The 21,760-nt window shown below is 36.6% G+C and carries 29 protein-coding genes; 20 read left to right on the top strand and 9 right to left on the bottom strand.

Features of this window, described 5'->3' with window-relative positions:
* Positions 1 to 34 precede the first annotated feature (34 nt).
* From ACE198_RS11155 to ACE198_RS11240, 18 genes are all read left to right on the top strand, one after another.
* Positions 35 to 2,113: a peptidoglycan D,D-transpeptidase FtsI family protein gene (locus ACE198_RS11155; RefSeq protein WP_251457639.1), complete on the top strand. Its 2,079-nt coding sequence runs from the start codon at positions 35 to 37 to the stop codon at positions 2,111 to 2,113.
* Positions 2,114 to 2,307: 194 nt separating this feature from the next.
* Positions 2,308 to 3,225 carry a phosphate ABC transporter substrate-binding protein gene (locus ACE198_RS11160; RefSeq protein ID WP_251457292.1) on the top strand — a complete coding sequence of 306 codons (918 nt, stop codon included), beginning with the start codon at positions 2,308 to 2,310 and terminating at the stop codon, positions 3,223 to 3,225.
* A gap of 79 nt (positions 3,226 to 3,304) precedes the next feature.
* Entirely contained in the window at positions 3,305 to 4,225 is a 921-nt protein-coding gene (gene pstC / locus ACE198_RS11165; RefSeq protein WP_251457289.1) for a phosphate ABC transporter permease subunit PstC, read from the top strand.
* Positions 4,225 to 5,112, top strand: coding sequence for a phosphate ABC transporter permease PstA (pstA, locus tag ACE198_RS11170; protein WP_251457287.1), 888 nt, complete (start codon positions 4,225 to 4,227; stop codon positions 5,110 to 5,112). Before pstC ends, pstA begins: the two co-directional genes overlap by 1 nt.
* 43 nt (positions 5,113 to 5,155) lie before the next feature.
* On the top strand, positions 5,156 to 5,950 hold the full coding sequence (gene pstB, locus ACE198_RS11175; protein ID WP_375375711.1) for a phosphate ABC transporter ATP-binding protein PstB: 795 nt from the start codon (positions 5,156 to 5,158) through the stop codon (positions 5,948 to 5,950).
* 12 nt (positions 5,951 to 5,962) lie between these two features.
* Positions 5,963 to 6,736 (top strand): phosphate ABC transporter ATP-binding protein PstB, encoded by a 774-nt coding sequence (gene pstB / locus ACE198_RS11180; RefSeq protein ID WP_375375623.1) that lies wholly within the window; start codon positions 5,963 to 5,965, stop codon positions 6,734 to 6,736.
* 13 nt (positions 6,737 to 6,749) lie between these two features.
* Positions 6,750 to 7,409 carry a phosphate signaling complex protein PhoU gene (phoU, locus tag ACE198_RS11185; protein WP_375375624.1) on the top strand — a complete coding sequence of 220 codons (660 nt, stop codon included), beginning with the start codon at positions 6,750 to 6,752 and terminating at the stop codon, positions 7,407 to 7,409.
* A 218-nt stretch (positions 7,410 to 7,627) separates the two neighbouring features.
* Positions 7,628 to 8,236, top strand: a complete 609-nt coding sequence (locus tag ACE198_RS11190) for a hypothetical protein (protein ID WP_375375625.1) — start codon at positions 7,628 to 7,630, stop codon at positions 8,234 to 8,236.
* A gap of 105 nt (positions 8,237 to 8,341) precedes the next feature.
* The gene (rpmG, locus tag ACE198_RS11195) at positions 8,342 to 8,491 is read left to right on the top strand and encodes a 50S ribosomal protein L33 (RefSeq protein ID WP_015594975.1); all 150 of its coding nucleotides are present in this window, start codon (positions 8,342 to 8,344) and stop codon (positions 8,489 to 8,491) included.
* Positions 8,492 to 8,552: 61 nt separating this feature from the next.
* The gene (locus ACE198_RS11200) at positions 8,553 to 9,119 is read left to right on the top strand and encodes a 5-formyltetrahydrofolate cyclo-ligase (RefSeq protein WP_098571119.1); all 567 of its coding nucleotides are present in this window, start codon (positions 8,553 to 8,555) and stop codon (positions 9,117 to 9,119) included.
* Positions 9,116 to 9,904, top strand: a complete 789-nt coding sequence (locus ACE198_RS11205) for a DUF92 domain-containing protein (protein ID WP_375375626.1) — start codon at positions 9,116 to 9,118, stop codon at positions 9,902 to 9,904. Before ACE198_RS11200 ends, ACE198_RS11205 begins: the two co-directional genes overlap by 4 nt.
* Positions 9,905 to 9,963: 59 nt before the next feature.
* Complete coding sequence (locus ACE198_RS11210; protein WP_098571121.1) at positions 9,964 to 10,920, top strand: L-lactate dehydrogenase; 957 nt, start codon at positions 9,964 to 9,966, stop codon at positions 10,918 to 10,920.
* Positions 10,921 to 10,990: 70 nt separating this feature from the next.
* Entirely contained in the window at positions 10,991 to 11,185 is a 195-nt protein-coding gene (locus tag ACE198_RS11215) for a hypothetical protein (protein WP_251457274.1), read from the top strand.
* Between the two features lie 170 nt (positions 11,186 to 11,355).
* A complete protein-coding gene (locus tag ACE198_RS11220) occupies positions 11,356 to 12,918 on the top strand; it encodes a rhomboid family intramembrane serine protease (RefSeq protein ID WP_251457272.1) in 1,563 nt (520 codons plus the stop codon).
* 113 nt (positions 12,919 to 13,031) lie between these two features.
* The gene (locus ACE198_RS11225) at positions 13,032 to 13,238 is read left to right on the top strand and encodes a YqgQ family protein (protein ID WP_098571123.1); all 207 of its coding nucleotides are present in this window, start codon (positions 13,032 to 13,034) and stop codon (positions 13,236 to 13,238) included.
* 14 nt (positions 13,239 to 13,252) lie between these two features.
* The gene (locus ACE198_RS11230; RefSeq protein ID WP_251457270.1) at positions 13,253 to 14,224 is read left to right on the top strand and encodes an ROK family glucokinase; all 972 of its coding nucleotides are present in this window, start codon (positions 13,253 to 13,255) and stop codon (positions 14,222 to 14,224) included.
* A gap of 174 nt (positions 14,225 to 14,398) precedes the next feature.
* The gene (locus ACE198_RS11235) at positions 14,399 to 15,544 is read left to right on the top strand and encodes a YqgU-like beta propeller domain-containing protein (RefSeq protein WP_375375627.1); all 1,146 of its coding nucleotides are present in this window, start codon (positions 14,399 to 14,401) and stop codon (positions 15,542 to 15,544) included.
* A gap of 91 nt (positions 15,545 to 15,635) precedes the next feature.
* Positions 15,636 to 15,953 (top strand): MTH1187 family thiamine-binding protein, encoded by a 318-nt coding sequence (locus tag ACE198_RS11240; protein WP_375375628.1) that lies wholly within the window; start codon positions 15,636 to 15,638, stop codon positions 15,951 to 15,953.
* 95 nt (positions 15,954 to 16,048) lie between these two features.
* Here ACE198_RS11240 and ACE198_RS11245 read toward each other — a convergent pair whose 3' ends face one another.
* Complete coding sequence (locus ACE198_RS11245; RefSeq protein ID WP_375375629.1) at positions 16,049 to 16,225, bottom strand: DUF2759 domain-containing protein; 177 nt, start codon at positions 16,223 to 16,225, stop codon at positions 16,049 to 16,051.
* A gap of 214 nt (positions 16,226 to 16,439) precedes the next feature.
* Between ACE198_RS11245 and ACE198_RS11250 the strand changes: the two genes are divergently transcribed.
* Both ACE198_RS11250 and ACE198_RS11255 read left to right on the top strand, forming a co-directional pair.
* Positions 16,440 to 17,075 carry an MBL fold metallo-hydrolase gene (locus ACE198_RS11250; RefSeq protein WP_098571128.1) on the top strand — a complete coding sequence of 212 codons (636 nt, stop codon included), beginning with the start codon at positions 16,440 to 16,442 and terminating at the stop codon, positions 17,073 to 17,075.
* Positions 17,076 to 17,238: 163 nt separating this feature from the next.
* Entirely contained in the window at positions 17,239 to 18,330 is a 1,092-nt protein-coding gene (locus ACE198_RS11255; protein WP_375375630.1) for a class I SAM-dependent methyltransferase, read from the top strand.
* A 44-nt stretch (positions 18,331 to 18,374) separates the two neighbouring features.
* On the opposite strand, the gene ACE198_RS11260 is transcribed toward ACE198_RS11255, so the two are convergent.
* The 8 genes from ACE198_RS11260 to comGC form a co-directional block, all read right to left on the bottom strand.
* The gene (locus ACE198_RS11260; protein WP_088088969.1) at positions 18,375 to 18,617 is read right to left on the bottom strand and encodes a DUF2626 domain-containing protein; all 243 of its coding nucleotides are present in this window, start codon (positions 18,615 to 18,617) and stop codon (positions 18,375 to 18,377) included.
* Between the two features lie 83 nt (positions 18,618 to 18,700).
* Entirely contained in the window at positions 18,701 to 19,399 is a 699-nt protein-coding gene (locus tag ACE198_RS11265; RefSeq protein WP_375375631.1) for a helix-turn-helix transcriptional regulator, read from the bottom strand.
* 217 nt (positions 19,400 to 19,616) lie between these two features.
* Positions 19,617 to 19,802 carry a YqzE family protein gene (locus ACE198_RS11270; protein WP_026563593.1) on the bottom strand — a complete coding sequence of 62 codons (186 nt, stop codon included), beginning with the start codon at positions 19,800 to 19,802 and terminating at the stop codon, positions 19,617 to 19,619.
* Between the two features lie 49 nt (positions 19,803 to 19,851).
* Positions 19,852 to 20,238 carry a competence type IV pilus minor pilin ComGG gene (comGG, locus tag ACE198_RS11275; protein ID WP_375375632.1) on the bottom strand — a complete coding sequence of 129 codons (387 nt, stop codon included), beginning with the start codon at positions 20,236 to 20,238 and terminating at the stop codon, positions 19,852 to 19,854.
* Positions 20,235 to 20,711, bottom strand: a complete 477-nt coding sequence (comGF, locus tag ACE198_RS11280) for a competence type IV pilus minor pilin ComGF (RefSeq protein ID WP_375375633.1) — start codon at positions 20,709 to 20,711, stop codon at positions 20,235 to 20,237. Before comGF ends, comGG begins: the two co-directional genes overlap by 4 nt.
* Entirely contained in the window at positions 20,659 to 20,997 is a 339-nt protein-coding gene (locus ACE198_RS11285; RefSeq protein WP_375375634.1) for a hypothetical protein, read from the bottom strand. The genes comGF and ACE198_RS11285 overlap by 53 nt, the downstream gene beginning before the upstream one ends.
* A complete protein-coding gene (comGD, locus tag ACE198_RS11290; protein ID WP_375375635.1) occupies positions 20,981 to 21,421 on the bottom strand; it encodes a competence type IV pilus minor pilin ComGD in 441 nt (146 codons plus the stop codon). The genes ACE198_RS11285 and comGD overlap by 17 nt, the downstream gene beginning before the upstream one ends.
* 6 nt (positions 21,422 to 21,427) lie before the next feature.
* The gene (gene comGC, locus ACE198_RS11295; protein ID WP_251457255.1) at positions 21,428 to 21,739 is read right to left on the bottom strand and encodes a competence type IV pilus major pilin ComGC; all 312 of its coding nucleotides are present in this window, start codon (positions 21,737 to 21,739) and stop codon (positions 21,428 to 21,430) included.
* Between the last annotated feature and the right edge of the window lie 21 nt (positions 21,740 to 21,760).

A 21,760-nucleotide genomic window follows, 5' to 3' on the forward strand; every position in this document is an offset into this window, starting at 1 on the left:
AAAAAAGAAGGAACATGTGCCGTTTCGTTTAAACATGTTATTCTTTGTGGTATTCATACTATTTTCTGTCCTCATTCTTAGACTTGGAGAATTACAAATCGTTTTTGGGGATGATTTTAAACGTGAAATTGAACGGACAGAAGATGTAACAGTCAATAACCCTGTCCCAAGAGGGAAAATGTTTGACCGGAATGGGAAAATTATTGTTGATAATACACCATTGAACGCGATTACTTATACGAAATATCAACAAACAACCCAAGAGGAAATGTTGGAAAGTGCAGCGAAATTGGCAAAAATTATTGACAAAACTGATGATGCAAAAAAAGTCCCTATTCGGGAAAGAAAAGATTATTGGATTACAAAACATCCCGAAGAAGCAAAAGCAAAAATTACTGATAAAGAATGGGCTCTCTATAAACAAAAGAAGTTAGATGATAAGCAAATTTATCAACTTCAGGTGGATCGAGTAACTGATGAAGAAGTGAAAAGTATTGTCGGTGAAGAGCTTGAAACTCTTGCGATCTATAGAGTCTTTAACAGTGGTTATGCCTTAACACCACAAATTGTTAAAAACAAAGACGTTACACCTGAAGAATTTGCGGTGGTCAGCGAAAACCTAGAAAATTTACCTGGTGTTGATACAACAACGGATTGGACGCGAAAGTATGTTTTCGGGAAGACACTAAAGTCAATATTAGGAGATGTTACTACCTCTGAGGCAGGAATTCCCAAAGAGCAATTAGAAAAATATATGGCCCGTGACTATAGCCGTAATGACCGAGTTGGAAAAAGTTATCTTGAATTAAAATACGAAGATGTCTTACATGGTCAAAAGGCAAAAGTGAAAAATGTAACAGATAAAACGGGAAAAATCCTTTCAACAGAAGTTGTTTCAGAAGGTAAAAGAGGTAAAGATCTTGTTTTAACGATTGATATGGATCTTCAGAAGAAGGTAGAAAATATCATCGAAGAAGAAATGTGGAGTGCAAAGCAAAAACCAAATACAGCCCTTCTCGACCGTGCATTTGTCGTTTTGATGGATCCTCATACCGGTGAAGTCTTATCACTGGCTGGAAAACAAATTAGTAAAGATAAAAAAGGTAAAACAGTCATGAATGACTTTGCCGGAGGAAATATTACGACTTCTTACAATGTGGGGTCAGCAGTAAAAGGAGCAACGATTTTAACTGGTTATAAAACAGGGGCCATACAACCAGGCACCACACTACTTGATGAGCCTTTGAGAATTGCTAGTTCTCCTGTAATGTCTTCATGGAGAACATTTGGCCGGATCAATGATTTAAGGGCACTGCAGGTTTCATCCAACGTGTATATGTGGAAAACAGTTATTGCAATGGCGGGTGGACAGTATCGAGCAAATCAACCATTACCACTCGATTATTCAGCCTTTGATACGATGCGGCAGTCATTTAGTCAGTTTGGATTAGGAACGCGAACAGGAATTGACTTGCCTAATGAAATGAGCGGCTTTCCAGGTCCGGAAAGAACGCCTGGTTTACTCCTTTTCCTATCAATTGGTCAGTATGATACGTATACACCAATCCAACTCGCTCAGTATGTCTCCACGATAGCAAATGGCGGGAATCGTATCCAGCCTCATCTAGTGAAGGAAATTCGCGAACCTGTAATGGAAAATAATGAATTGGGTCCGATTGTTGAGGAAATCCAGCCTAAGGTATTAAACCGACTAGATATGAAAGAGTCATGGATCAAGCGGGTCCAAGAAGGTTTTCGAATGGTCATGCAAGTGGGTGATGGGACGGCTGTCAGCTACTTCAAAAGCGCAAAATATAACCCTGCGGGAAAAACGGGTACAGCCGAGGCATTTTATGATGGTTCCGATAAATCAAAACGAGGGACACCTGTAATGAATTTAAGTCTTGTAAGTTTTGCACCGGCAAATGATCCTGAGGTAGCCATGGCTGTTGTCGTCCCATGGGCATATCAAGGAAACAGCGGTCCAAGTATTAATAACCTAATAGGGCGAAGAGTCTTGGATGCTTATTTTGATTTAAAAAAAGAGCGTCAAGAAAAGGATAAAAAATCAACATCTGAACAAAAGGAAGAAACCACAAGTAATAACGAGTAAACTCAACATCCCTAACACCTGTCTCTCAAGTCGGAGACAGGTGTTTTTTTTATTCATGATTTACAAAAACTCAATATTCATTTACATAACCTTTACACAAGATTAAAACTCAGTTAACAGTTTAGCTTTATTCTTATACATGTAAGGCAGAACAAATCAAAAACAAACTTAAATTCACAGGGGGAATTAAACCAATGAAAAGTTATAAAAAAATTGGTCTAACACTTACTCTAGCAGCATTAATGGTACTTGTTGCTGCATGTGGTGGAGGAGCTTCTACTAATAAAAATGAAGGAACTTCTAATAAAGATAGTAAAAATGCTGAACTTTCAGGCTCATTAACTGTTTCAGGTTCCTCTGCGATGCAGCCATTAGTTGCAGCTGCTGCTGAAGAGTTTATGGCTGAAAATCCAAATGTCGATGTTCAGGTAAATGCGGGTGGATCTGGTACAGGCTTATCGCAAGTTGCGGAAGGGTCTGTTCAAATTGGTAACTCTGATGTATTTGCTGAAGAAAAAGAAGGAATCCCTGCTGACCAGCTTGTTGACCATAAAGTAGCTGTTGTGGGCATGACTGCTGCTGTTAACCCTAAAGTTGGTATTAAAGAAATTAAAAAAGCGGATTTAATTAAAGTTTTCACTGGTAAAATTACAAACTGGAAAGAACTTGGCGGTGCTGATCAAAAGATCGTTCTAGTAAACCGTCCAGACTCTTCAGGTACACGTGCAGTATTCAATAAATTCGCCCTTGATGGAGCAACACCTGCGGAAGGTATTACGGAAGACTCATCAAACACAGTTAAAAAGATTATTAATGAAACTGATGGTGCAGTTGGTTACCTTGCATTCTCATACTTCACTGACGATTCTGTCACACCACTAGCGATTGATGGAGTAGAACCAACAGAAGAAAATGTACAATCTGGACATTTCCCGATTTGGGCTTATCAACACTCTTATACAAAGGGCGAGGCAACAGATCTTGCTAAAGCGTTCCTTGACTATTTAATGTCTGATGATATCCAAAACACTTTATTAAAAGAACAAGGATATCTTCCTGTCACAAAAATGAAAGTAGAACGCGATGCTGAAGGGAATCAAAAAGACCTATAACAACAGGTTGAAAATAAAAGGGTAAATGCAAGTAGGCGTTTACCCTATTATGACGTATTTTAGGGGTGTTTGGTGCATTATGGAAAAATTAGAACCTGCAAAAGATAGATTATTAAAGTCTAAGAAAAATTGGCTGGATGGGGAAATACGCGGGAGAATTCTCGTTATCCTATGTGCTGTCATAATGATATCTGCAACCATCTCAATTACCATTTTCCTAGGATCAAAAGGGTTACAATCCTTTATAAAAAATGGTGTAAGTCTTATTGAGTTCATAACCAGTACACACTGGAATCCTACAAATCTAGCAAAACCGGAATATGGGGCATTACCGTTTATTTTTGGATCCTTTGCGGTAACCTTTTTATCAGCTTTGGTTGCAGCACCATTAGGGATTGGTGGAGCGATTTTTATGACGGAAATTGCACCCTCATGGGGGAGGAAAATTTTACAGCCTGTCATCGAGCTTTTGGTTGGAATTCCATCGGTTGTTTATGGTTTCATCGGGCTTACAGTATTAGTTCCCTTTATTCGGGAGCATGTGGGCGGACTGGGTTTTAGCTTGCTGTCTGGAACGATTGTTTTATCTATCATGATTTTGCCAACAGTAACAACAATTGCAACAGATGCGATGAGTTCACTGCCTAAAAATCTTCGTGAAGGTTCGTATGCTCTTGGCGCTACTCGCTGGCAGACGATTCGAAAAGTATTAATACCTGCCGCATTACCTACCCTCTTAACTGCTATTGTTCTTGGTATGGCAAGAGCATTTGGAGAGGCTCTTGCGGTACAAATGGTTATTGGTAACGTAAGAGACTTGCCAACAAGTTTATTAGATGCTTCAGCAACCTTAACAACCATTATTACTCTAAACATGGGTCATACAACCTATGGCAGTGTAGAAAATAATACGCTTTGGTCAATGGGCTTAATATTATTAATCATGTCGTTTGCGTTTATTCTCCTCATTCGCTACCTATCATCAAGGAGGAAAATGTAATGAACAGTAAAACTGCAGATCGAATTGCTACAGGCGTATTTATTACCATTGCAATCATAATCATTTCTATTTTAGTTGGCTTATTTTATTATATTTTGGGTAATGGACTTAAACATATTTCTCTTGAATTTTTAACCACTCCATCAAGCAATGTACGTGCTGGTGGGGGCATTCGCGACCAATTATTCAATTCGTTTTATATATTATTTATTACGATGTTAATCGCCCTTCCGTTAGGAATAGGCGGGGGGATCTATATGGCGGAATACGCTAAGCCAGGAAAAATTACTGATATGGTTCGTTCCTGTATAGAAGTTTTAGCTTCGCTGCCATCTATTGTTATTGGGATGTTTGGTTTATTAATGTTCGTTAATTTAACAGGCTGGGGCTACACCATCTTGGGAGGAGCTTTAGCATTAACTGTTTTCAACTTACCGGTAATTGTTCGTGTAAGTGAGGATGCTATTCGTGCAGTCCCGAGAGAGTTGAAAGAAGGAAGTCTAGCATTAGGGATTACTAAGTGGCATACGATAAAAACTGTTTTATTACCAAGTGCTTTTCCGTCTATTTTAACAGGAGCGATTCTTGCTGCAGGGCGTGTATTTGGGGAAGCTGCTGCGCTATTATTTACTGCTGGTCTTTCAACACCAAGACTTGATTACGCAAACTGGAATCCATTTTCCCCTCAATCACCATTAAATATCTTTCGTCCGGCTGAAACGCTTGCTGTTCATATTTGGTCCGTAAACACACAAGGGTTAATACCTGATGTTGAGGAAGTTTCCAATGGGTCAGCTGCTGTTTTAGTTTTATCGGTATTAGTATTTAACTTACTTGCTAGGTGGATTGGAAGTATGATTCATAAGAAAGCTACTGCATCTAAATAAAAGGCGGGGAGATAGAATGGTTACAACTTTTGAGGAAAAGGAAATGGTAAACCAAGCTGTTCGGTCAAACAGTCAATTACAAAATGACTTAATCCTAGAGGTAAATAATTTAGAAATATTCTATGGAGAAAAACGAGCAGTAAATGGAATTTCAATCGATATAGAAAAAAATTCAGTTACTGCTCTAATCGGTCCGTCAGGTTGTGGTAAGTCGACTTTTTTAAGAAGTATTAATCGAATGAATGATCTCATTCCCGGTGCAAGGGCAAAGGGAGAAATCATTTATGAAGATCTTAATATCTTGTCGGAACAAATAGATGTTGTTGCTCTCCGCAAGGAAATTGGGATGGTTTTTCAAAAACCCAACCCGTTTCCAAAATCAATTTATGAAAATATTACGCATGCCCTTAAGTTTGCTGGTATCAAGAAGAAAAGCGAACTGGATGAAATTGTAGAGGAGAGTTTGAAAAAGGCGGCATTATGGGAAGAGGTAAAGGACAGGCTTCATAAATCTGCACTATCCCTTTCAGGCGGGCAGCAGCAGCGTCTTTGCATTGCTAGGACGATTGCTATGAAACCTACAGTCATGCTTCTTGATGAGCCATCATCGGCGCTAGATCCGATATCCAATGCAAAAGTGGAGGATTTAATCGTTGATTTAAAAAAGGAATATTCAATAATCATCGTTACCCATAATATGCAGCAGGCATCACGTATTTCCGATAAAACTGCCTTCTTTTTGAGTGGTGATATCACTGAATATGATTATACTGAAAAGATTTTTACCAATCCATCTGTAAAAAAGACAGAGGAATATATCTCTGGAAGGTTTGGATAAGGAGGAAAAGTTGTGGAAACTTCAACATTAACCAGACAGGTTTTTGATATAAACGATCTGAATTTATGGTATGGTGAGCATCACGCATTAAAAAACATCCATTTTCCGATAAACAAGAAAGAGGTTACTGCCATCATCGGACCTTCGGGATGTGGTAAATCTACATTTATTAAAACACTAAATTTGATGATTAATATGGTCCCAAATGTAAAAATGACGGGCGAAATTAACATTAATGGCCAAAATATATTAGATAAGAAAGTGGATCTCGTCGATCTACGCAAACACGTAGGAATGGTTTTTCAGAAGGGAAATCCGTTTCCGAAATCTATTTATGATAATGTTGCTTATGGACCAAGGGTACATGGGATCACAAAAAAGACGCATCTAGATGAAATTGTCATTAAATCACTAATGGATGTGGCGTTATGGGAGGAAGTAAAGGATCGTTTACATGCTCCTGCATTAGGACTATCAGGGGGACAACAGCAAAGGTTATGTATTGCTAGAGCACTGGCAACCAAACCAGAAGTGATATTAATGGATGAGCCAACATCTGCGTTAGATCCAATTTCGACGCTAAAGATCGAAGAGATGATATTAGAATTAAAAGAAAAATACACGATTGTAATTGTAACCCACAACATGCAGCAGGCATCAAGGGTTTCAGATAAGACTGCATTCTTTTTAATGGGTGAATTAATCGAATTAGATTCAACATCGACAATTTTTTCAAATCCAAGAGACGAACGGACTGAAGGATACATTACAGGAAGATTCGGATGATGAGGTGTCTACTATGAGTACAAGGGCAATTTTTGATAACAATTTAAAAGAGTTGAAAGATTTGCTTTTAACAATGGCTGAAAAATCGGAGCATGCAATCAAGGAAGCGATGATTGCTCTTATTAATCAGGATATGGAAAAGGCTAACCAAGTTATCGATGGTGATAATGAAATCGATGATTTAGAATACGAAATAAATGATAAGGCATTATTATTAATTGCAAGACAATCACCCGTTGCGACGGATCTAAGGAAAATAAATGTAGCTTTAAAAGTATCATCTGAGGTTGAGCGATTTGCAGATATAGCAGTAAATATTGCTAAATCAGCATTGCATATTGGTAAAGAAAAACACTTTAAAGAAATCATTGATATCCCAAAAATGATGGAAATGGCCTTGGAGATGGTTTCAGATTCGATTAGGGCTTATTATTCAGAGGATATTACGGTTGCAAAAAAATGTGCAGAAAAAGATGATGAAGTAGATAAAATGTTTGGACGTTTAATACAAGAATTGTTGAGTCATATTCCACAAAATCCACATGCAACAAACCAAATTATTCAATTGGCATTTGTTTGCAGATATATCGAAAGAATCGCAGACCATTCAACGAATATTGCAGAACATGTCATTTACCTCGTGACAGGAACCCGAGTTAATTTAAATGCCTAAAGGATCATAGAGTTGTAAAAGATAAGGAGTTTTTTGCCTTATCTTTTTTTAATAATAGGAAAAAGTTATGGGCCTCAAAGTTTCCAAAAAACGACAATTTGTGTTTATTGTGCGCGGTAGCAACTGGTGGTACGATTAAATTATCATTTATTATGAATAATTTGAAAATTACTTCATATGCAAATGAACCACTATAATGAATAAAAAGGTGTAATTAGATGAATATAATTGAACGGCAACAAAAAAAATTTAGCCCCCTTTTTCCACAGGAAACACTTCAGTTTATTCCTGGTTTATGGGTAAACGGAAAGTACGTTTGGCTCCAAGATTGTAAAGAAAAGGTTTTACATAACGAAGAAATAATAATCAAAGTGAAAGAAGAGCAGATTCACTCCAAAATTCGATATTCAAGCGTTTATCTTAGTAATCACAGCAAGGAAATGAAAGAGATTCATGTTTTGGCCATGCACTACTATCCAATTGTTATTCAAGACAATCTTGCCTTTGTATCACCGGTAGATAAAAGAATCTTCCATCATGCCAATAATAATATTTATCTGGTAAATGGAGAACATAATGGAGTTGGAATGAAGGAATACACAGCCATGCCACAATGGAAGGTTTTTACTGATCAAATATGGAATTCGCTTCATAAAGGGAGCCTAAATTACCTGCCAATGGCAAAAACTCCCGCTTCTAGTATTTTTTCGATAAAAATGTCGTTAGATCCGCAGGAGAATGGAAAAATGAACACGTGGACGATTACCGGGTCTAATAAAAATGAATTACTCTCTTTGGAGCAAGCGCTTTTAAAGCAAGCGGAATGAAAGCAATAATTATCTAAAAAAAACATACTAGCATTTCCTTTTAAAAAATGATATTATGGATAAGTCGTATGAATGAAATGCTTAATTGTTTGGAGGGAAATAAACATGCGCGTGAATATTACATTAGCTTGCACTGAGTGTGGAGATCGTAACTATATTTCAACAAAAAATAAACGTAATAATCCAGATCGTCTTGAGCTTAAGAAATATTGCCCAAGAGAAAAACGTACAACAGCACACCGTGAAACAAAATAAGCAGTAGGGCTTCCTGCTGCTTTTTTTGTTGTCTAAAAAATTAGATGTGAGGTTACCTGTGATGAATAATAAAGTGTCTATTCGTAAGGATATGAAAGAGAAACTTTCCAGTCTTACAAAACCTTTATATGAACATTATTCAAATAATATAGCTTCCAGGCTTTATGAAGATCAAGATTGGAAACAAGCACAAGTGATAGGTCTAACCATATCAAAAAAGCCAGAAGTTGATACCTATCAAATTATTGAGAGAGCATGGGAATTAGGGAAACAAGTGGTTGTCCCAAAATGTGACCCCAAAGAAAAGAAAATGACTTTTAGAGCAATTACTGATTTTTCTCAACTTGAAACAGTATTTTATGGATTACTAGAGCCAATTGAGGCATTAACCAATCAAATGAACGCTGATAGGATTGACTTAATCATAGTCCCCGGTTTGGCCTACACACGAGAAGGCTACCGTTTGGGTTTTGGCGGAGGGTATTATGATCGTTATTTACAAAATTACTCTGGTAAAACCCTATCACTTGCCTTTGCTGAGCAGTTGGTTCCACAATTACACGTAGAGGATCATGATATTCCTGTTTCAAAAATTATTACAAACGATGAGGTTATCAAAATAAGATGATTGTAACCATTATTATAGTGATTTTTATCCTATTAGGATCTGCTTCAGGATATCAATCTAAATCCTTGACTCGATCGGGTGCTTTGGCAGCTAGTATTGTTGGACTAGCTGTTTATTTAGGATTCGGGATAAATGGTCTTTACCTGCTTGGTGCTTTTTTTGCTTCATCAACTTTTTGGTCAAAATATAAGAGTAGTTCAAAGTACATAATAGAAGAAAAGTTGGCAAAAGGTGCTACAAGAGATTGGCGTCAAGTTGCTGCGAATGGTGGTGCTGCGGGGCTTTTCAGTATCATTCATTATTTTAATCATGATATGATTTGGTTAATTGGCTTTTTAGTTTGTCTTGCAAGTGCTAATTCTGATACATGGGCTTCGGAAATTGGCAGTTTAAGTAAACAAGACCCCTTATACATACGCACCTTTAAGCGAGTTGAAAAGGGGACTTCTGGAGCGATTAGTTTTTTAGGAAGTGCGGCTTCGCTTGCAGGGTCTTTTCTCATTTCAATTATAGGATTTTGGCTTTTTGATTTAGGTCTTTTTTTTACTTGTCTGGTGTTTTTATTTGGATATCTCGGGAATGTCATTGATACGTTGATTGGGGCCTTTTATCAGCAGTTATATGTATGTGGGCAATGTGGTATTGAAACTGAGAAGAAGAGTCATTGTCAGATGCCAACCGCTAGAATAAAAGGAATGGTCTTTGTAGATAATGATATGGTGAATTTTCTTTCAGGCTTTCTTGCTTCGGTATTTGCAATCATAATCACGATCTTAAATAATTAGCTCAGCTTATCAATTGCACTTGATATAGTATTATTATACTTTCAAATGGAGGAATGGTCATGGTAAATCGACGAGTAAATAGGGTTGCCCTCATCGGAACCGGGTTTGTTGGCTCAAGCTATGCTTTTGCACTATTAAATCAAGGAATTACGGAAGAACTAGTCTTAATTGATTTAAATAAGGAAAAAGCAGAAGGAGACGCGATGGACCTAAATCATGGATTACCGTTCTCTCCATCACGAACAAAGATATGGTTTGGGAGTTACCAGGATTGTGGTCAGGCTGATCTAGTCGTAATTACAGCAGGAGCTAATCAAAAGCCTGGGGAGACACGGCTTGACTTGGTTGAAAAGAATACAAGAATCTTTAAAGGAATTGTGGATGAAATTATGGCAAGTGGTTTCGACGGTATTTTCCTTGTGGCCACAAATCCAGTAGATATTTTAACATATGCGGTTTGGAAATTTTCAGGGTTGCCAAAGGAACGGGTAATTGGTTCAGGGACGATTTTAGATACAGCGCGATTTCGGTTTTTGTTGGGAGATTACTTTGATGTGGACACCCGAAACGTGCATGCTTATATCATTGGAGAACACGGCGATACAGAATTGCCTGTGTGGAGCAATGCTGAGATTGCTGGAACTTCCATTAGTGATTGGTCAAAAAACAAAACTGGTTTTAAGAAAACAGATCTTGATCAAATTTTTCTAAATGTTCGGGATGCAGCCTACCATATCATTGAGCGAAAGGGTGCAACCTATTATGGAATTGCTATGGGTCTTGTCAGATTGACCAAAGCGATTCTCCGTGATGAAAATTCAGTCCTCACTGTTTCCTCGTATTTAGATGGAGAATATGGACAAACCGATATTTTTATTGGCGTACCAGCCGTAGTTAATCGTGAGGGAGTTAGACAAGTGGTTGAACTGAATTTAAATCAAGAAGAGCAAACAAAATTCGAGAATTCCGTTAATGTATTAAAGAAAACAATGGAGCCGGTCTTTAAGAACTATTAATAAGAATTCAATCATTTTAATTGGATAATTTAATCGTCATCATCACAAAATAGAAAAAGGAGGGATGATGATGTCTCGAATACTAACATCCATATTAATGATTGGTTCGATAGGGTATTTGGTTTATAAGTATAAATTCCGACTGATTAATGTCCTGCTGGGATCTGGTTGGATCCGCAGAATTGCTGTAGGATCAATCATGAGTTTCCCAGGAGTAAAGCAAAAAATGATGCAATCGATGTTTGGAAGACCGTCTGAATGGTGAAAACCACAGATGGTTTTTTGTTTTGATTTGGAGAGTTAACTGCAAAAAATAATCAACTTGTTTAATTATTGTAACGAGAGATTTCGTTTATAATAAGTTATAAGGGATAGACGAATAAAATGAAAGCAGATTTGCCTAAAGCTTATTCTTACATAGGAAGTTGGGGGGATATGAGTAATAAAGAAGGATTCATTTTTTGGAATTTGGCCTATTCATTGATATCTGATCATGGTTATCGTATTATTCAGTTATTTGAAAATCAAAAAGAATTATGGCTCGAAAAGCTTGAAAATAAAAGAGCACCTATCATTCGCATGCTGCATCATAATTTGGATTGGAGTAATGCCATGCAGCGGGATATTGAGTTTACTGCTGCCAATGGTGAAAAAGTTCGAAAACAAATTGGTCGTCATGAGTTGAAGGTTGTTAACATCTACGTCAGTCAATTTCCACCTGTTGATGAATACGAATTTCGACTTACAAAGCCTTTTGTCCATTCAGGTGCAAATAAGACTATGGTCACCTCGGTCCTATTTGCACAGGGACAATACGAGGAAGGCTTCAGACATTTATCCGAGAGGCTATCGCTTGATATCTCTTTTGCAATAAATGAAAACTATTCAGAAGAAGATGTTGAGTTAATGAAGAAAGCAGCCTTAGATTATGCAATAAAAAAGGTAAAGACGGAGCGAGCGATTTTATTAAGTGGTAAACCATTCTTCACTTATGTATTTATCGCAATCCAGCTTGCTGTTTTTTTCTGGCTTCAAGTACATGGTGGCAGCACCAATACATCCACTTTGATTAAATATGGAGCAAAAGTTAATCAATTGATTGTTGATGGGGAATGGTGGAGATTTATTACGCCAGTTTTTCTTCATATTGGTTTTGTCCATCTAGCGATGAATACACTAGCTTTATACTTTCTTGGTATAGAAGTAGAAAGAATTTATGGCAGTATTCGGTTTTTAGTGATTTACTTATTTTCTGGAGTTATAGGCTTTGTTGCTAGTTTTATCTTTAGTGCGAACTTATCAGCAGGGGCAAGTGGTGCAATTTTTGGCTGTTTTGGCGCTTTACTTTATTTTGGAGTTATTTACCCGAAATTATTTTTCCGAACAATGGGAGTAAATTTGCTTGTTGTGCTAGGAATTAATTTGATGATCGGGTTCTCTGCATCTGGAATAGATAATGCAGGACATCTAGGCGGATTGGTTGGGGGATTCCTTGCCGCTGGTGTTGTCCACTTGCCGAAGAAAAAAAAGTTACTGTTGCAAATGTTATTTTTAATTGCATCTGCAGCATTGTTGTGGGGTTCTTTATTGTATGGTTATAGTGCATCTGGAAAAGCTCATGATGAAAACTCCAGTTTGTTAATGGCACAGGAATACATAAAACAAAACAATTATGATAAGGCATATACCGTATTAAAGGAATCTGAAAAAAATGCAGTGAATGTATCGGAGAGAACTTATTTTCTCTTATCCTACGTAGAAATTAAGAAGGATATGCTCCCTGAAGCCAAGGTACATTTGGAAAAGGCAATAAAACTAGATCCAAGTTTTGATGAGGCGTTTTATAATTTAGCTCTTATTAACCTAGAACAAAAAGAGTTGAAAGAAGCTAAAGAAAATATACAGCAGGCTAAGAAGCTTAATCCAAAACAACAGGATTATGCTGATTTACTACAAGAGATTAATCGCCAACTCCAATCTTCCAATAATGGGGAGTAGAATTGAAGTTTCTCTAAAACTAAGATTATATTTTCTTGAGGATAGATGCCGGGGTGGGTTATACTTTTTCTTGGATAATATTTTTTCTCCATTACATAACTAGGAGATATAGGATGAAAACAATTTATGATATTCAACAATTTTTAAAGAGATTTGGAACGATAATTTATATTGGTGATCGGGTTGCTGACCTTGAATTAATGGAAATGGAATTAAAGGAACTGTATCAGTCACAACTAATAGAACCAAGAGAATTCCAAACTGCATTATTAATTTTGAGGCATGAAATACAATTTCAAAAAGAAAAAAGTCAAAAATAAGATGGGTGATTTTATTGTCGAAACAATGGATTGTCGGTGTTGACCTTGGTGGTACAACGACTAAACTAGCTTTTATAACAATGGATGGAGAGATTGTTCGTAAATGGGAAATACCAACAGATAATACGAATGAAGGAAAAAACATAACCCATAATATTGCAAGAGCAATTGATGAAAAATTAACAGAACTGGGTCAAACAAAAGATTGTTTAATAGGAATTGGGATGGGAGCACCCGGTCCAGTTAACTATGAAAAGGGCATACTTTTAAATGTTGTAAACTTAGGCTGGCCTAATAACTATCCTTTAAAGAACAGTCTCGAGACCGCAACATCACTCCCAGCTGCAATTGAAAATGATGCAAATTGTGCAGCGTTGGGTGAAATGTGGATGGGAGCGGGCAATGGAGCCAAGGATCTTGTTTGCGTAACCCTTGGAACAGGTGTCGGCGGGGGTGTTATTGCTGGTGGAAAAGTTGTTCAAGGTATTAATGGTGCAGCTGGTGAAATCGGTCATATTACTGCCATTCCTTCTAATGGTGCACTGTGTAACTGCGGGAAATCGGGATGTCTAGAAACAGTTGCTTCTGCAACAGGAATAGTACGCCTTGCCCGATTGGAACTTGCTAAGGGAACACAAAGTGAATTAACTGCAATAATGGCTGAGAATCACACGATTACAGCTAAAGACGTCTTTGATGCAGCACGAAATAACGATCAGTTGGCTCAGACCGTTTTGAATGAGGTTTCCTTTCACTTAGGTTTTGCATTGGCTAGTATTGCTAATACACTAAATCCAGAGAAAATCGTTCTTGGCGGCGGTGTTTCTAAAGCAGGCGATATTTTATTAAATTCAGTCATAAGTAATTTTGAGAAGTTTGCTTTTTCAGCAGTTCGTGACTCAACAAAACTAGCATTGGCTACACTCGGAAATGATGCAGGTGTGCTTGGTGCTGCTTGGCTTATTAAAAATCAATTGAATCAATAAACAGACTATAAAGGAAAATCCGCAGATATGTGGCTTTTCCTTTATTACTTTCCGTAATACTTGTAATAGATGATTATGGCTTTTTTCCTATTTTGAAAAACTTGTTATAATATTGAAACAATATAGTTTAAAAAACGTACTTATTTATGAGAGAGAATAAGAGAGGAGGAAGTATTGAATACTTTGAAAAGGAATAATAGTAAATATCCAATGTTTCTGATCCTCTATTTATTTATATCCGTCCTCATCTTAGGTGCATGCGCTCATAACGAGCAAGTAAAACAAAAAGTTCCTGCTAAAAATGGTAAAACTAATTCTCTTGTTACCAATGCTTCAGGAAATAAGTGGAAATTACCAATTTCGATCCCTGAAGGTGAATTTTCCAAACTCGCCGGCTGGCTTTCTGAGAAACAAATCCTCTATATTACGAATCTAGAACAAACTTCAAGTATATACCGCTACGAACTCTTTACAGGTAAAAGTGAATTAATTTATAAAAGTGAATATCCCATTATCAATGTACAAATTAGTCCATCCCGAAAAAGTATTCTTATCCATGCTTCGAAAACAAATACTGAAGGATTAGTTACAATAATTGATACGAAAGGAAACGTAATCTTTAAAAAGGATTTTCCATCCTATGAATTAGCATTTGAATGGAATCCATATAATGAATCTCGGGTCTTAGTAACAAAATTTGCTGAGGATTGGAGTTTTCAAGTGTTATTGCTGGATTTCGAACAATCAACCACAACCGAACTTGATGTGCCTCAGCCTTTTATGAAGTGGATAGCTTCGAATCAGATAGCTTGGATTAGTTGGAATGTGGATCAGCCATCGTTATTTGCACCGCTTAATAGTAGAAATTTAGATACTGGAATGGAGAAGAAGTTGTTTTCTTCAGTTATTCATTTTTCTGCATTTCCTGACTTAACCATGACAATCACCATAAATGAACAAGACCAATCCATGTCCAGTTATTCATTTTATGATAAAGACCTGCGTAAACTATCTACTTTTTCAATGCCGCAATTAACAAAGTATTCAGATTGGTTCGTTCCTTTTTATGACTATAATAAAGAAAAAGGACAATTTACAACCTTAAGACCCCTATCAAGCGGAGAATCGGATGCTTATTCAGAGGGTTTCCAGCTTCTAAATTATAATATTAAAAATGGCCGCAGCGAGCTAATAATGGAAGGCTTAGAAAATGAGCCATTGATACTGTCACCTACAGGTGGGGCACTTTTGTATGGGAATCGGTTTGAAAAAATTATTGATCTTAATCATAAGAAAATATATGAATTGATAAAAGAATGACACTAGGATACACAGTGTCATTTTTTTATTTTATCTTCTGTTATGATAAAATCACGTTGAATCAAAAATTAAAAGAGGCAGGTATTCAGTCATGGCTATTGTAGATGTAACTGTTATTCCAATTGGAACAGAAACTCCTAGTGTAAGTAAATATGTAGCAAGTGTTCAAAAGGTTTTGAGAAAATATCAAGACGAAGGGAAAATACGTTTTCAATTAACACCCATGAATACCATTATCGAAGGTGAGCTTCCCATCCTATTTGAAGTTATTCAAGAAATGCACGAGGTACCCTTCTCTGAAGGGATCCATCGGGTCGCTACGACGATTCGTATTGATGACAGAAGAGATGTCAAGCGAAGCATGGAATATAAAGTAGACCGGGTTACTAGCCTTTTAAAAGAGGACTAAATTCAAGGAGATTACAAAAAAGTAATATGTGTGTCGAGGACAATTTCACTCCATGTAAAATAAAAAGACTGCCGGTTGGCAGTCTTTTAAAATTCTTAGTGAGTTCCTGTTGGAAATCCAGAATTAATGATGGTCATTACTGTAAACCAGCCAAAAACCACAAATGAAGCTACACCCCAAAATGCAGCTAAGAAATTTTTTTTCTTAAGTGCTGAAAATCCACCGAAAGCAGCAAGAATGGTTACAAGAGCAAAAATTATTACTAAACCCATGGAAAACCCCCCTTTTATTATGATAAGCAGGCATACATCAAACAAATTTAAGAAAATTATGTACCTATATTATTTACATTCGTTTCTTATTTTATATTTTTTTCTTTCGTTTGTCGAGAGCAAAAAAGAACTCGGGTGAATTTGTATTCTTTCTCTCTGCTTAATACTTAGTGTAAAATAATGATATCGCAAATTCAATTGGAGGTACGAAAATATGAAATGGCAGCAAATTCCATTGGGGGCACTTCAAACTAACTGTTACATCGTAGAAAATTCTGACCGAGCATGTTTAATTTTTGATCCCGGCGGTGAAGGGAAAAAGCTCATTCAGTTGTTGAATAATAGAAAACTGAAACCTCTTGCTATTATTCTAACTCATGCACATTTTGATCATATCGGAGGTGTCGATGAAGTAAGGGACTTTTATAAAATTCCAGTATATCTTCATAAAAAGGAAGAAAACTGGCTTGGTGATCCTGCGCGAAATGGTTCACAATTTTTTATGATTCAGGATTCAATAAGAGTCAATCCCGCTGATCAGATTATTAATAATGAAGGTGTTATGAAAATTGGCGAATTTGAATTTAGCATTTTTCATACTCCTGGTCATTCACCAGGAAGTATCTCTTGTTATTTTGAAGAGCAAGGCTTTGTTATCTCTGGAGATGCCCTTTTTCAAGGCAGTATTGGCCGTACAGACCTAATGGAAGGGAACGCATCACAGTTATTAAAAAGTATCCACGATAAACTGCTTGTATTACCTGAGGATACGTATGTATTATCTGGTCATGGACCTGTGACAACCATTGGTGCAGAAATGGATAGTAATCCATTTTTGAATGGATTTTAGCAATTAGGGGAGACGATATAGAAAAACCCTTCTCCGAAATGAGAAGGGTTTTTCTGGGGGATATTCTATTCTAATATGGGAGGGGATAAAGTTTAAGCTACTATCCTTACAATATTATAAAGTTTTCACTGTGTCAATAGTGTTTATTTGAAAAGGAGTATATATGGACACATTTTTTAGAACATTAATTTCAACTTCTCCCAATGAGTTAATTTCCTATGAAAAATACATTGGCTCAGCATTGTATCATCCTGAATTTGGCTATTATATGAAGGATAAACAAAAAATTGGGCGGCAAGGTGATTTCATAACAACAAGTAATATTTCTGATATATATGGAAGAATGATGGCAACTTGGTTTTCTCACGTATGTACCAATTCACAACTTGACCCAGTATTTTGTGAAATAGGTGCTGGAAATGGACGATTTGCCAAAGCGTTTTTACAGGAATGGAAAGAAAGGATTCAAACGCCTTTAACATATATTATTGTTGAAAGCAGCCCTTTTCATCGAAAACTGCAACGGGAATTGTTAATGGATGATTTTCCCATTGTTCAAGTGGAGAACATCAACGAAGTTAACGCATTTGAAGGAATGATTTTTTCAAACGAACTCTTTGATGCATTACCAGTTCATGTCATTGAAAAAGAAAATCAGGAACTGCAAGAAGTTATGATAGGGATTCGAAATAATGAACTGTATGAACAAAAGGTACCTTTAACCAATACTGATATCAAATTGTTTTTAAAGGAAAGCCAGATTGAATTAAAGGAAAAGCAGCGGTTGGAGGTCCCGTTAGCCATGGTGGAGATGATAAAGGGAATCTCCCGTGCATTGATAAAAGGGATTGTAGTAACAGCTGATTATGGTTATACAAATGAAGAGTGGATGGACCCTAGAAGGGTAAAGGGGAGTTTGAGAGGTTATTATCAGCATCAGCTGATTGATGATATTTTGCAAAACCCTGGTGAAATGGACATTACCACTCATATCCATTTTGATTATTTAATTCAAAAAGGGGAACAGGAAAACTTAGAACTTGTTTCAAAGCTAAGGCAGGATGAGTTTTTATTACAGGCAGGTATTCTGAAAGAATTAGCAAACCATTACGATCCCAATCCCTTTTCAGAGGTAAGCAAACGGAATCGAGCGATTCGCAGTTTGATTATGCCTTCAGGAATTAGTTCCTATTTTTATGTGGTTATCCAGCAAAAAGAGCTAAAATTAAAATGGAGTGATTTCTTCAGCGAATAAAGAAAAAACGCCGGAATTTTCCGGCGTTTTTTTCTAATGGTTACTTAATGTCCTGCACCAGGCACCATCATGAACGTTGTCCAATAAGTGAAGCCTGCGAAGAAAACTGTTAAATAAGCTCCGAATACCCACAAATACATGCGCTCGGATAGTTTTAGATAGCTAAGCAGAACGAAAAAACCTGTTTGGGCTAAGAATAACATTGCCGTCTTATCCATATCACCAAGATAAAACATTACTGTAAAAATGCCCGTCCAGAAACCACAAACTCTGAACATGCGATCCATATGTATCCCTCCTTTTACCCTTCGATCCCATCATTACAATATTATAAAGTAAAAGGAGGTACAATGTAAATAATGGTTTCGATTTAGTTTGTTACAAGCGCTTGATAAGAACAAGTTTCACAACCAGAAATAATATTTTCTTTTTCAATTAACTCAACTGATTCAAAAAGTGCTCCAAACATTCCTTTTAAGAATTCATGGTGCATACTGCAAACTGTTTCCGAATGATCTTCTGCCACTTCTTTGAAAGGGCAATTGAAAATTTGGAAATAGATTTTTGTTTTATCGCCATTTGCTTCAAATTCAGGATAAAAACCAGCAAGCGTTGCCGCACTTTTTAATATTGTGAGCTTTTGGTCAAATTCTAATTCCTCTCCAAACGCCCTTTTTGCCTTTTCTTGTTCAATCAGCTCTGCACCGAAACGCTTTCCAGTATGGAAAAGTGCTTTTTTACCAATCTCTCCAAGTGAAATCATGGTTTGGAATGCGACTTTAGATAAGAGCATGTAGTCACGAAATGGGAAATGCAATTGTATTACATCATCTGAGAGACGATATAATCTACTCGGTCTGCCGCCTTTACCAGTTTTCTTAGTTTCAGACACTAACATGTTCACATCTTCAAGTTTTGATAAATGTAATCGTGCAACATTTGGGTGAATATTAAAGTTTTCTGCCACTTCTTGTACTGTTACTTCTTGATGACGTTTGGTAATGTATTGATAAATATAGTACCGCGTTGGATCTGATAAAACGTTTGTTATCTTTAATGTTTGTTCCATCATTGTTCACCTCGGACCCCCATAATTTATTCCATTATAATACAGCCCTTCTAACATGGGAATGAGGTTAACAATGTTAACACAGTATGTTTAGAAAATGTTCACAATTTGCGACTTTATATTGTAACAATGTGTTAAAAGAAAGCAATTTTAGGTTATAAAATCATTTGTCAACAGTAAAATTATCATTTTTTGAAAAATAAGGCATTTAGAGAAGCTACATTCTTCGCCTTTTTTTAACTTCAAAATAGAGGATGTAAGGAAGTATACCGAACCAACGATACCAGAAAGAAGCTTTTGTTTCTTTTCGTTCGGTACGAAGACGCTTCCTTTCATCCTTTGGTTGATCTGCATATTTTACAATCGTTTGAGTCATGAATTTTACATAATCATTGGTTTTCATGGACATTCACCTGCCTTTAAATTTCATGAACAAGTATGCCCATATTTAGTTATTTCAATTCAAGCCATTTGGATAATCGTTTGGTCCGCGTATCAAAATATCCCCTTCCGTTAACTGTTATACCATCATTATTGAGGTGCAATGTAAAATTGACCTTTTGAATATACCCTATGGGTGTTTCAGTTTGGTAATCCATGTTTCCCTTTACATACGGCACCGTCCCTTTGGCAGGCAGTATGCCAGTCTTTTGAAAAATCGATTCAATCTTTTTTACTGATGAGAGGAAATAATACTCCTCGAGCATGATGGTATTCGTTTCGTGAGCAATTTTTCTTTCAGATAAAAATACTTCCATTCGGCTCGAAAGAAATAATAAAAAAATGATTAGAAGGCACAAGGTTAGTGGGTAAGTGAAGCCACTCTCATTATTTTTCATGGAACATTCAGCCAATTTCCCATTGAGAAAGCAATTACTGAATTTTTTCTTCCCCTTAGGTCAGTTACATCGATTTTGACGGCATTATTTAAGAGAGTGAACGAATGCTGTGAAACATTTTGGAGGAGTATCTCATGACCAGTTGAATTGACACGGCGCCTAAGGTTCGTTCCGTATTTTTCATACTGAATGGTTTCCGCATCTTTTGTTAGAATTAAGCGATTCGAGATCACCTCTGCTCGACTGGAAAGCCGAATCTCCTTTTTAATTTGGCTCGAAAAAACATCCCACTCCATAGCTTGTAAAGAAGCCTCCGTATCCTTATGATTAAGAATTATTTGGAATAATGGTGTCATAAAAAAAATAATTGTTGTGAAAATAGAAAAAGAAATAAGCACTTCAATGAGTGTAAAGGCATTATCATTCAAGCAGCCCGCAAACTTCAACTTCAGGAAGGAACGAATTTTTTTCAACTCTCACACACACCTCCTTTTGTCCAGCCATCTCACTGTCCTTCCATATGATTTGAAATTCAATTCCATTTTGAATAGAAGTGGAATTTGATGTTCCATGATTACTGACTAAATTCGCATGTAATTCTTCGTACATCAACTGTCTAGACATATTTTCTAATTCCAATTTCCGGGATTGTTCTCTTAGTTCGGTCAATAATGGCAGTAAAAACAAACTAATTATGAACAATGCTGATAAGGAAAGTAGAAGCTCAAGCAGAAAATAGCCTTTAGAACTCCTTAACATAAAACCGTCCCTTTCCGATTAACAGGGTCATTTGATAGGTTTTATTTTTGGTTTGGATGAGAAAGGTACCAAACTGGTTCACATTTCCATCGTTTAGGAATTTGAAATATAAGGGTATGGAAGCTTCAGCAAGATAAATATTTCTTGAATAATTTCGTACGAGGATTGGCGGAAGGTCGCTCCTCAATAACATGTAATACTTATACTGCGTTGGAAGAATAACAACGGATACTTCATGTTGATGAGATATAGCATATTGTTGTGAATAATATAGGTCTGCTTTTAATTGGGTTAAAAAGGCCTCATCCTCCAGGACTGAGTGCTGCGGTTTTAAGGAGAAGACTGTAATTGAGGAGATAATCATGAAGATGAAGAGAACTAACAGGGACTCAATTAAAGTGAAGCCATTTTGATCGTTTTTCATTGGGGATTAGTTACTTTCTGTTGAAGTTACATTGCCATCAACGTCTATTGCAACTGTATTCCCATTCGGACAACCTTTTGAGTCTTCCTTTAAATATCCTTCTGATTTTAGTTCCGCAATTGTGGGGATTTTGTTTTTGTCCATTTCATATGCTTGAACTTGAGCCTGGACCATTTTCACGTAGGCCTCACAGCCTTTATTGTTGATATTTGAATTATGTTTTGCAACGTTAGGAATTGTAATAATTAACAGTACTGAGATTACTAGCATAACAATCATCATTTCTATTAATGTAAAACCTTTTTCATTTTTTATCATTCTAACTAACCTCCAATTTTT

The organism is Neobacillus sp. KR4-4 (genome assembly GCF_042136325.1).
In the GTDB taxonomy this organism is placed as follows: domain Bacteria; phylum Bacillota; class Bacilli; order Bacillales; family Cytobacillaceae; genus Neobacillus.

Excerpts from the sequence above, each read along its gene's own strand:
- ACE198_RS11155 (WP_251457639.1), top strand. The coding sequence starts at position 35 with ATGTTATTCTTTGTGGTATTCATACTATTTTCTGTCCTCATTCTTAGA.
- ACE198_RS11160 (WP_251457292.1), top strand. The coding sequence starts at position 2,308 with ATGAAAAGTTATAAAAAAATTGGTCTAACACTTACTCTAGCAGCATTA.
- pstC (WP_251457289.1), top strand. The coding sequence starts at position 3,305 with ATGGAAAAATTAGAACCTGCAAAAGATAGATTATTAAAGTCTAAGAAA.
- pstA (WP_251457287.1), top strand. The coding sequence starts at position 4,225 with ATGAACAGTAAAACTGCAGATCGAATTGCTACAGGCGTATTTATTACC.
- pstB (WP_375375711.1), top strand. The coding sequence starts at position 5,156 with ATGGTAAACCAAGCTGTTCGGTCAAACAGTCAATTACAAAATGACTTA.
- phoU (WP_375375624.1), top strand. The coding sequence starts at position 6,750 with ATGAGTACAAGGGCAATTTTTGATAACAATTTAAAAGAGTTGAAAGAT.
- ACE198_RS11190 (WP_375375625.1), top strand. The coding sequence starts at position 7,628 with ATGAATATAATTGAACGGCAACAAAAAAAATTTAGCCCCCTTTTTCCA.
- rpmG (WP_015594975.1), top strand. The coding sequence starts at position 8,342 with ATGCGCGTGAATATTACATTAGCTTGCACTGAGTGTGGAGATCGTAAC.
- ACE198_RS11200 (WP_098571119.1), top strand. The coding sequence starts at position 8,553 with ATGAATAATAAAGTGTCTATTCGTAAGGATATGAAAGAGAAACTTTCC.
- ACE198_RS11205 (WP_375375626.1), top strand. The coding sequence starts at position 9,116 with ATGATTGTAACCATTATTATAGTGATTTTTATCCTATTAGGATCTGCT.
- ACE198_RS11210 (WP_098571121.1), top strand. The coding sequence starts at position 9,964 with ATGGTAAATCGACGAGTAAATAGGGTTGCCCTCATCGGAACCGGGTTT.
- ACE198_RS11215 (WP_251457274.1), top strand. The coding sequence starts at position 10,991 with ATGTCTCGAATACTAACATCCATATTAATGATTGGTTCGATAGGGTAT.
- ACE198_RS11220 (WP_251457272.1), top strand. The coding sequence starts at position 11,356 with ATGAGTAATAAAGAAGGATTCATTTTTTGGAATTTGGCCTATTCATTG.
- ACE198_RS11225 (WP_098571123.1), top strand. The coding sequence starts at position 13,032 with ATGAAAACAATTTATGATATTCAACAATTTTTAAAGAGATTTGGAACG.
- ACE198_RS11240 (WP_375375628.1), top strand. The coding sequence starts at position 15,636 with ATGGCTATTGTAGATGTAACTGTTATTCCAATTGGAACAGAAACTCCT.
- ACE198_RS11245 (WP_375375629.1), bottom strand. The coding sequence starts at position 16,225 with ATGGGTTTAGTAATAATTTTTGCTCTTGTAACCATTCTTGCTGCTTTC.
- ACE198_RS11250 (WP_098571128.1), top strand. The coding sequence starts at position 16,440 with ATGAAATGGCAGCAAATTCCATTGGGGGCACTTCAAACTAACTGTTAC.
- ACE198_RS11255 (WP_375375630.1), top strand. The coding sequence starts at position 17,239 with ATGGACACATTTTTTAGAACATTAATTTCAACTTCTCCCAATGAGTTA.
- ACE198_RS11260 (WP_088088969.1), bottom strand. The coding sequence starts at position 18,617 with ATGGATCGCATGTTCAGAGTTTGTGGTTTCTGGACGGGCATTTTTACA.
- ACE198_RS11265 (WP_375375631.1), bottom strand. The coding sequence starts at position 19,399 with ATGGAACAAACATTAAAGATAACAAACGTTTTATCAGATCCAACGCGG.
- ACE198_RS11270 (WP_026563593.1), bottom strand. The coding sequence starts at position 19,802 with ATGAAAACCAATGATTATGTAAAATTCATGACTCAAACGATTGTAAAA.
- comGG (WP_375375632.1), bottom strand. The coding sequence starts at position 20,238 with ATGAAAAATAATGAGAGTGGCTTCACTTACCCACTAACCTTGTGCCTT.
- ACE198_RS11285 (WP_375375634.1), bottom strand. The coding sequence starts at position 20,997 with ATGTTAAGGAGTTCTAAAGGCTATTTTCTGCTTGAGCTTCTACTTTCC.
- comGD (WP_375375635.1), bottom strand. The coding sequence starts at position 21,421 with ATGAAAAACGATCAAAATGGCTTCACTTTAATTGAGTCCCTGTTAGTT.
- comGC (WP_251457255.1), bottom strand. The coding sequence starts at position 21,739 with ATGATAAAAAATGAAAAAGGTTTTACATTAATAGAAATGATGATTGTT.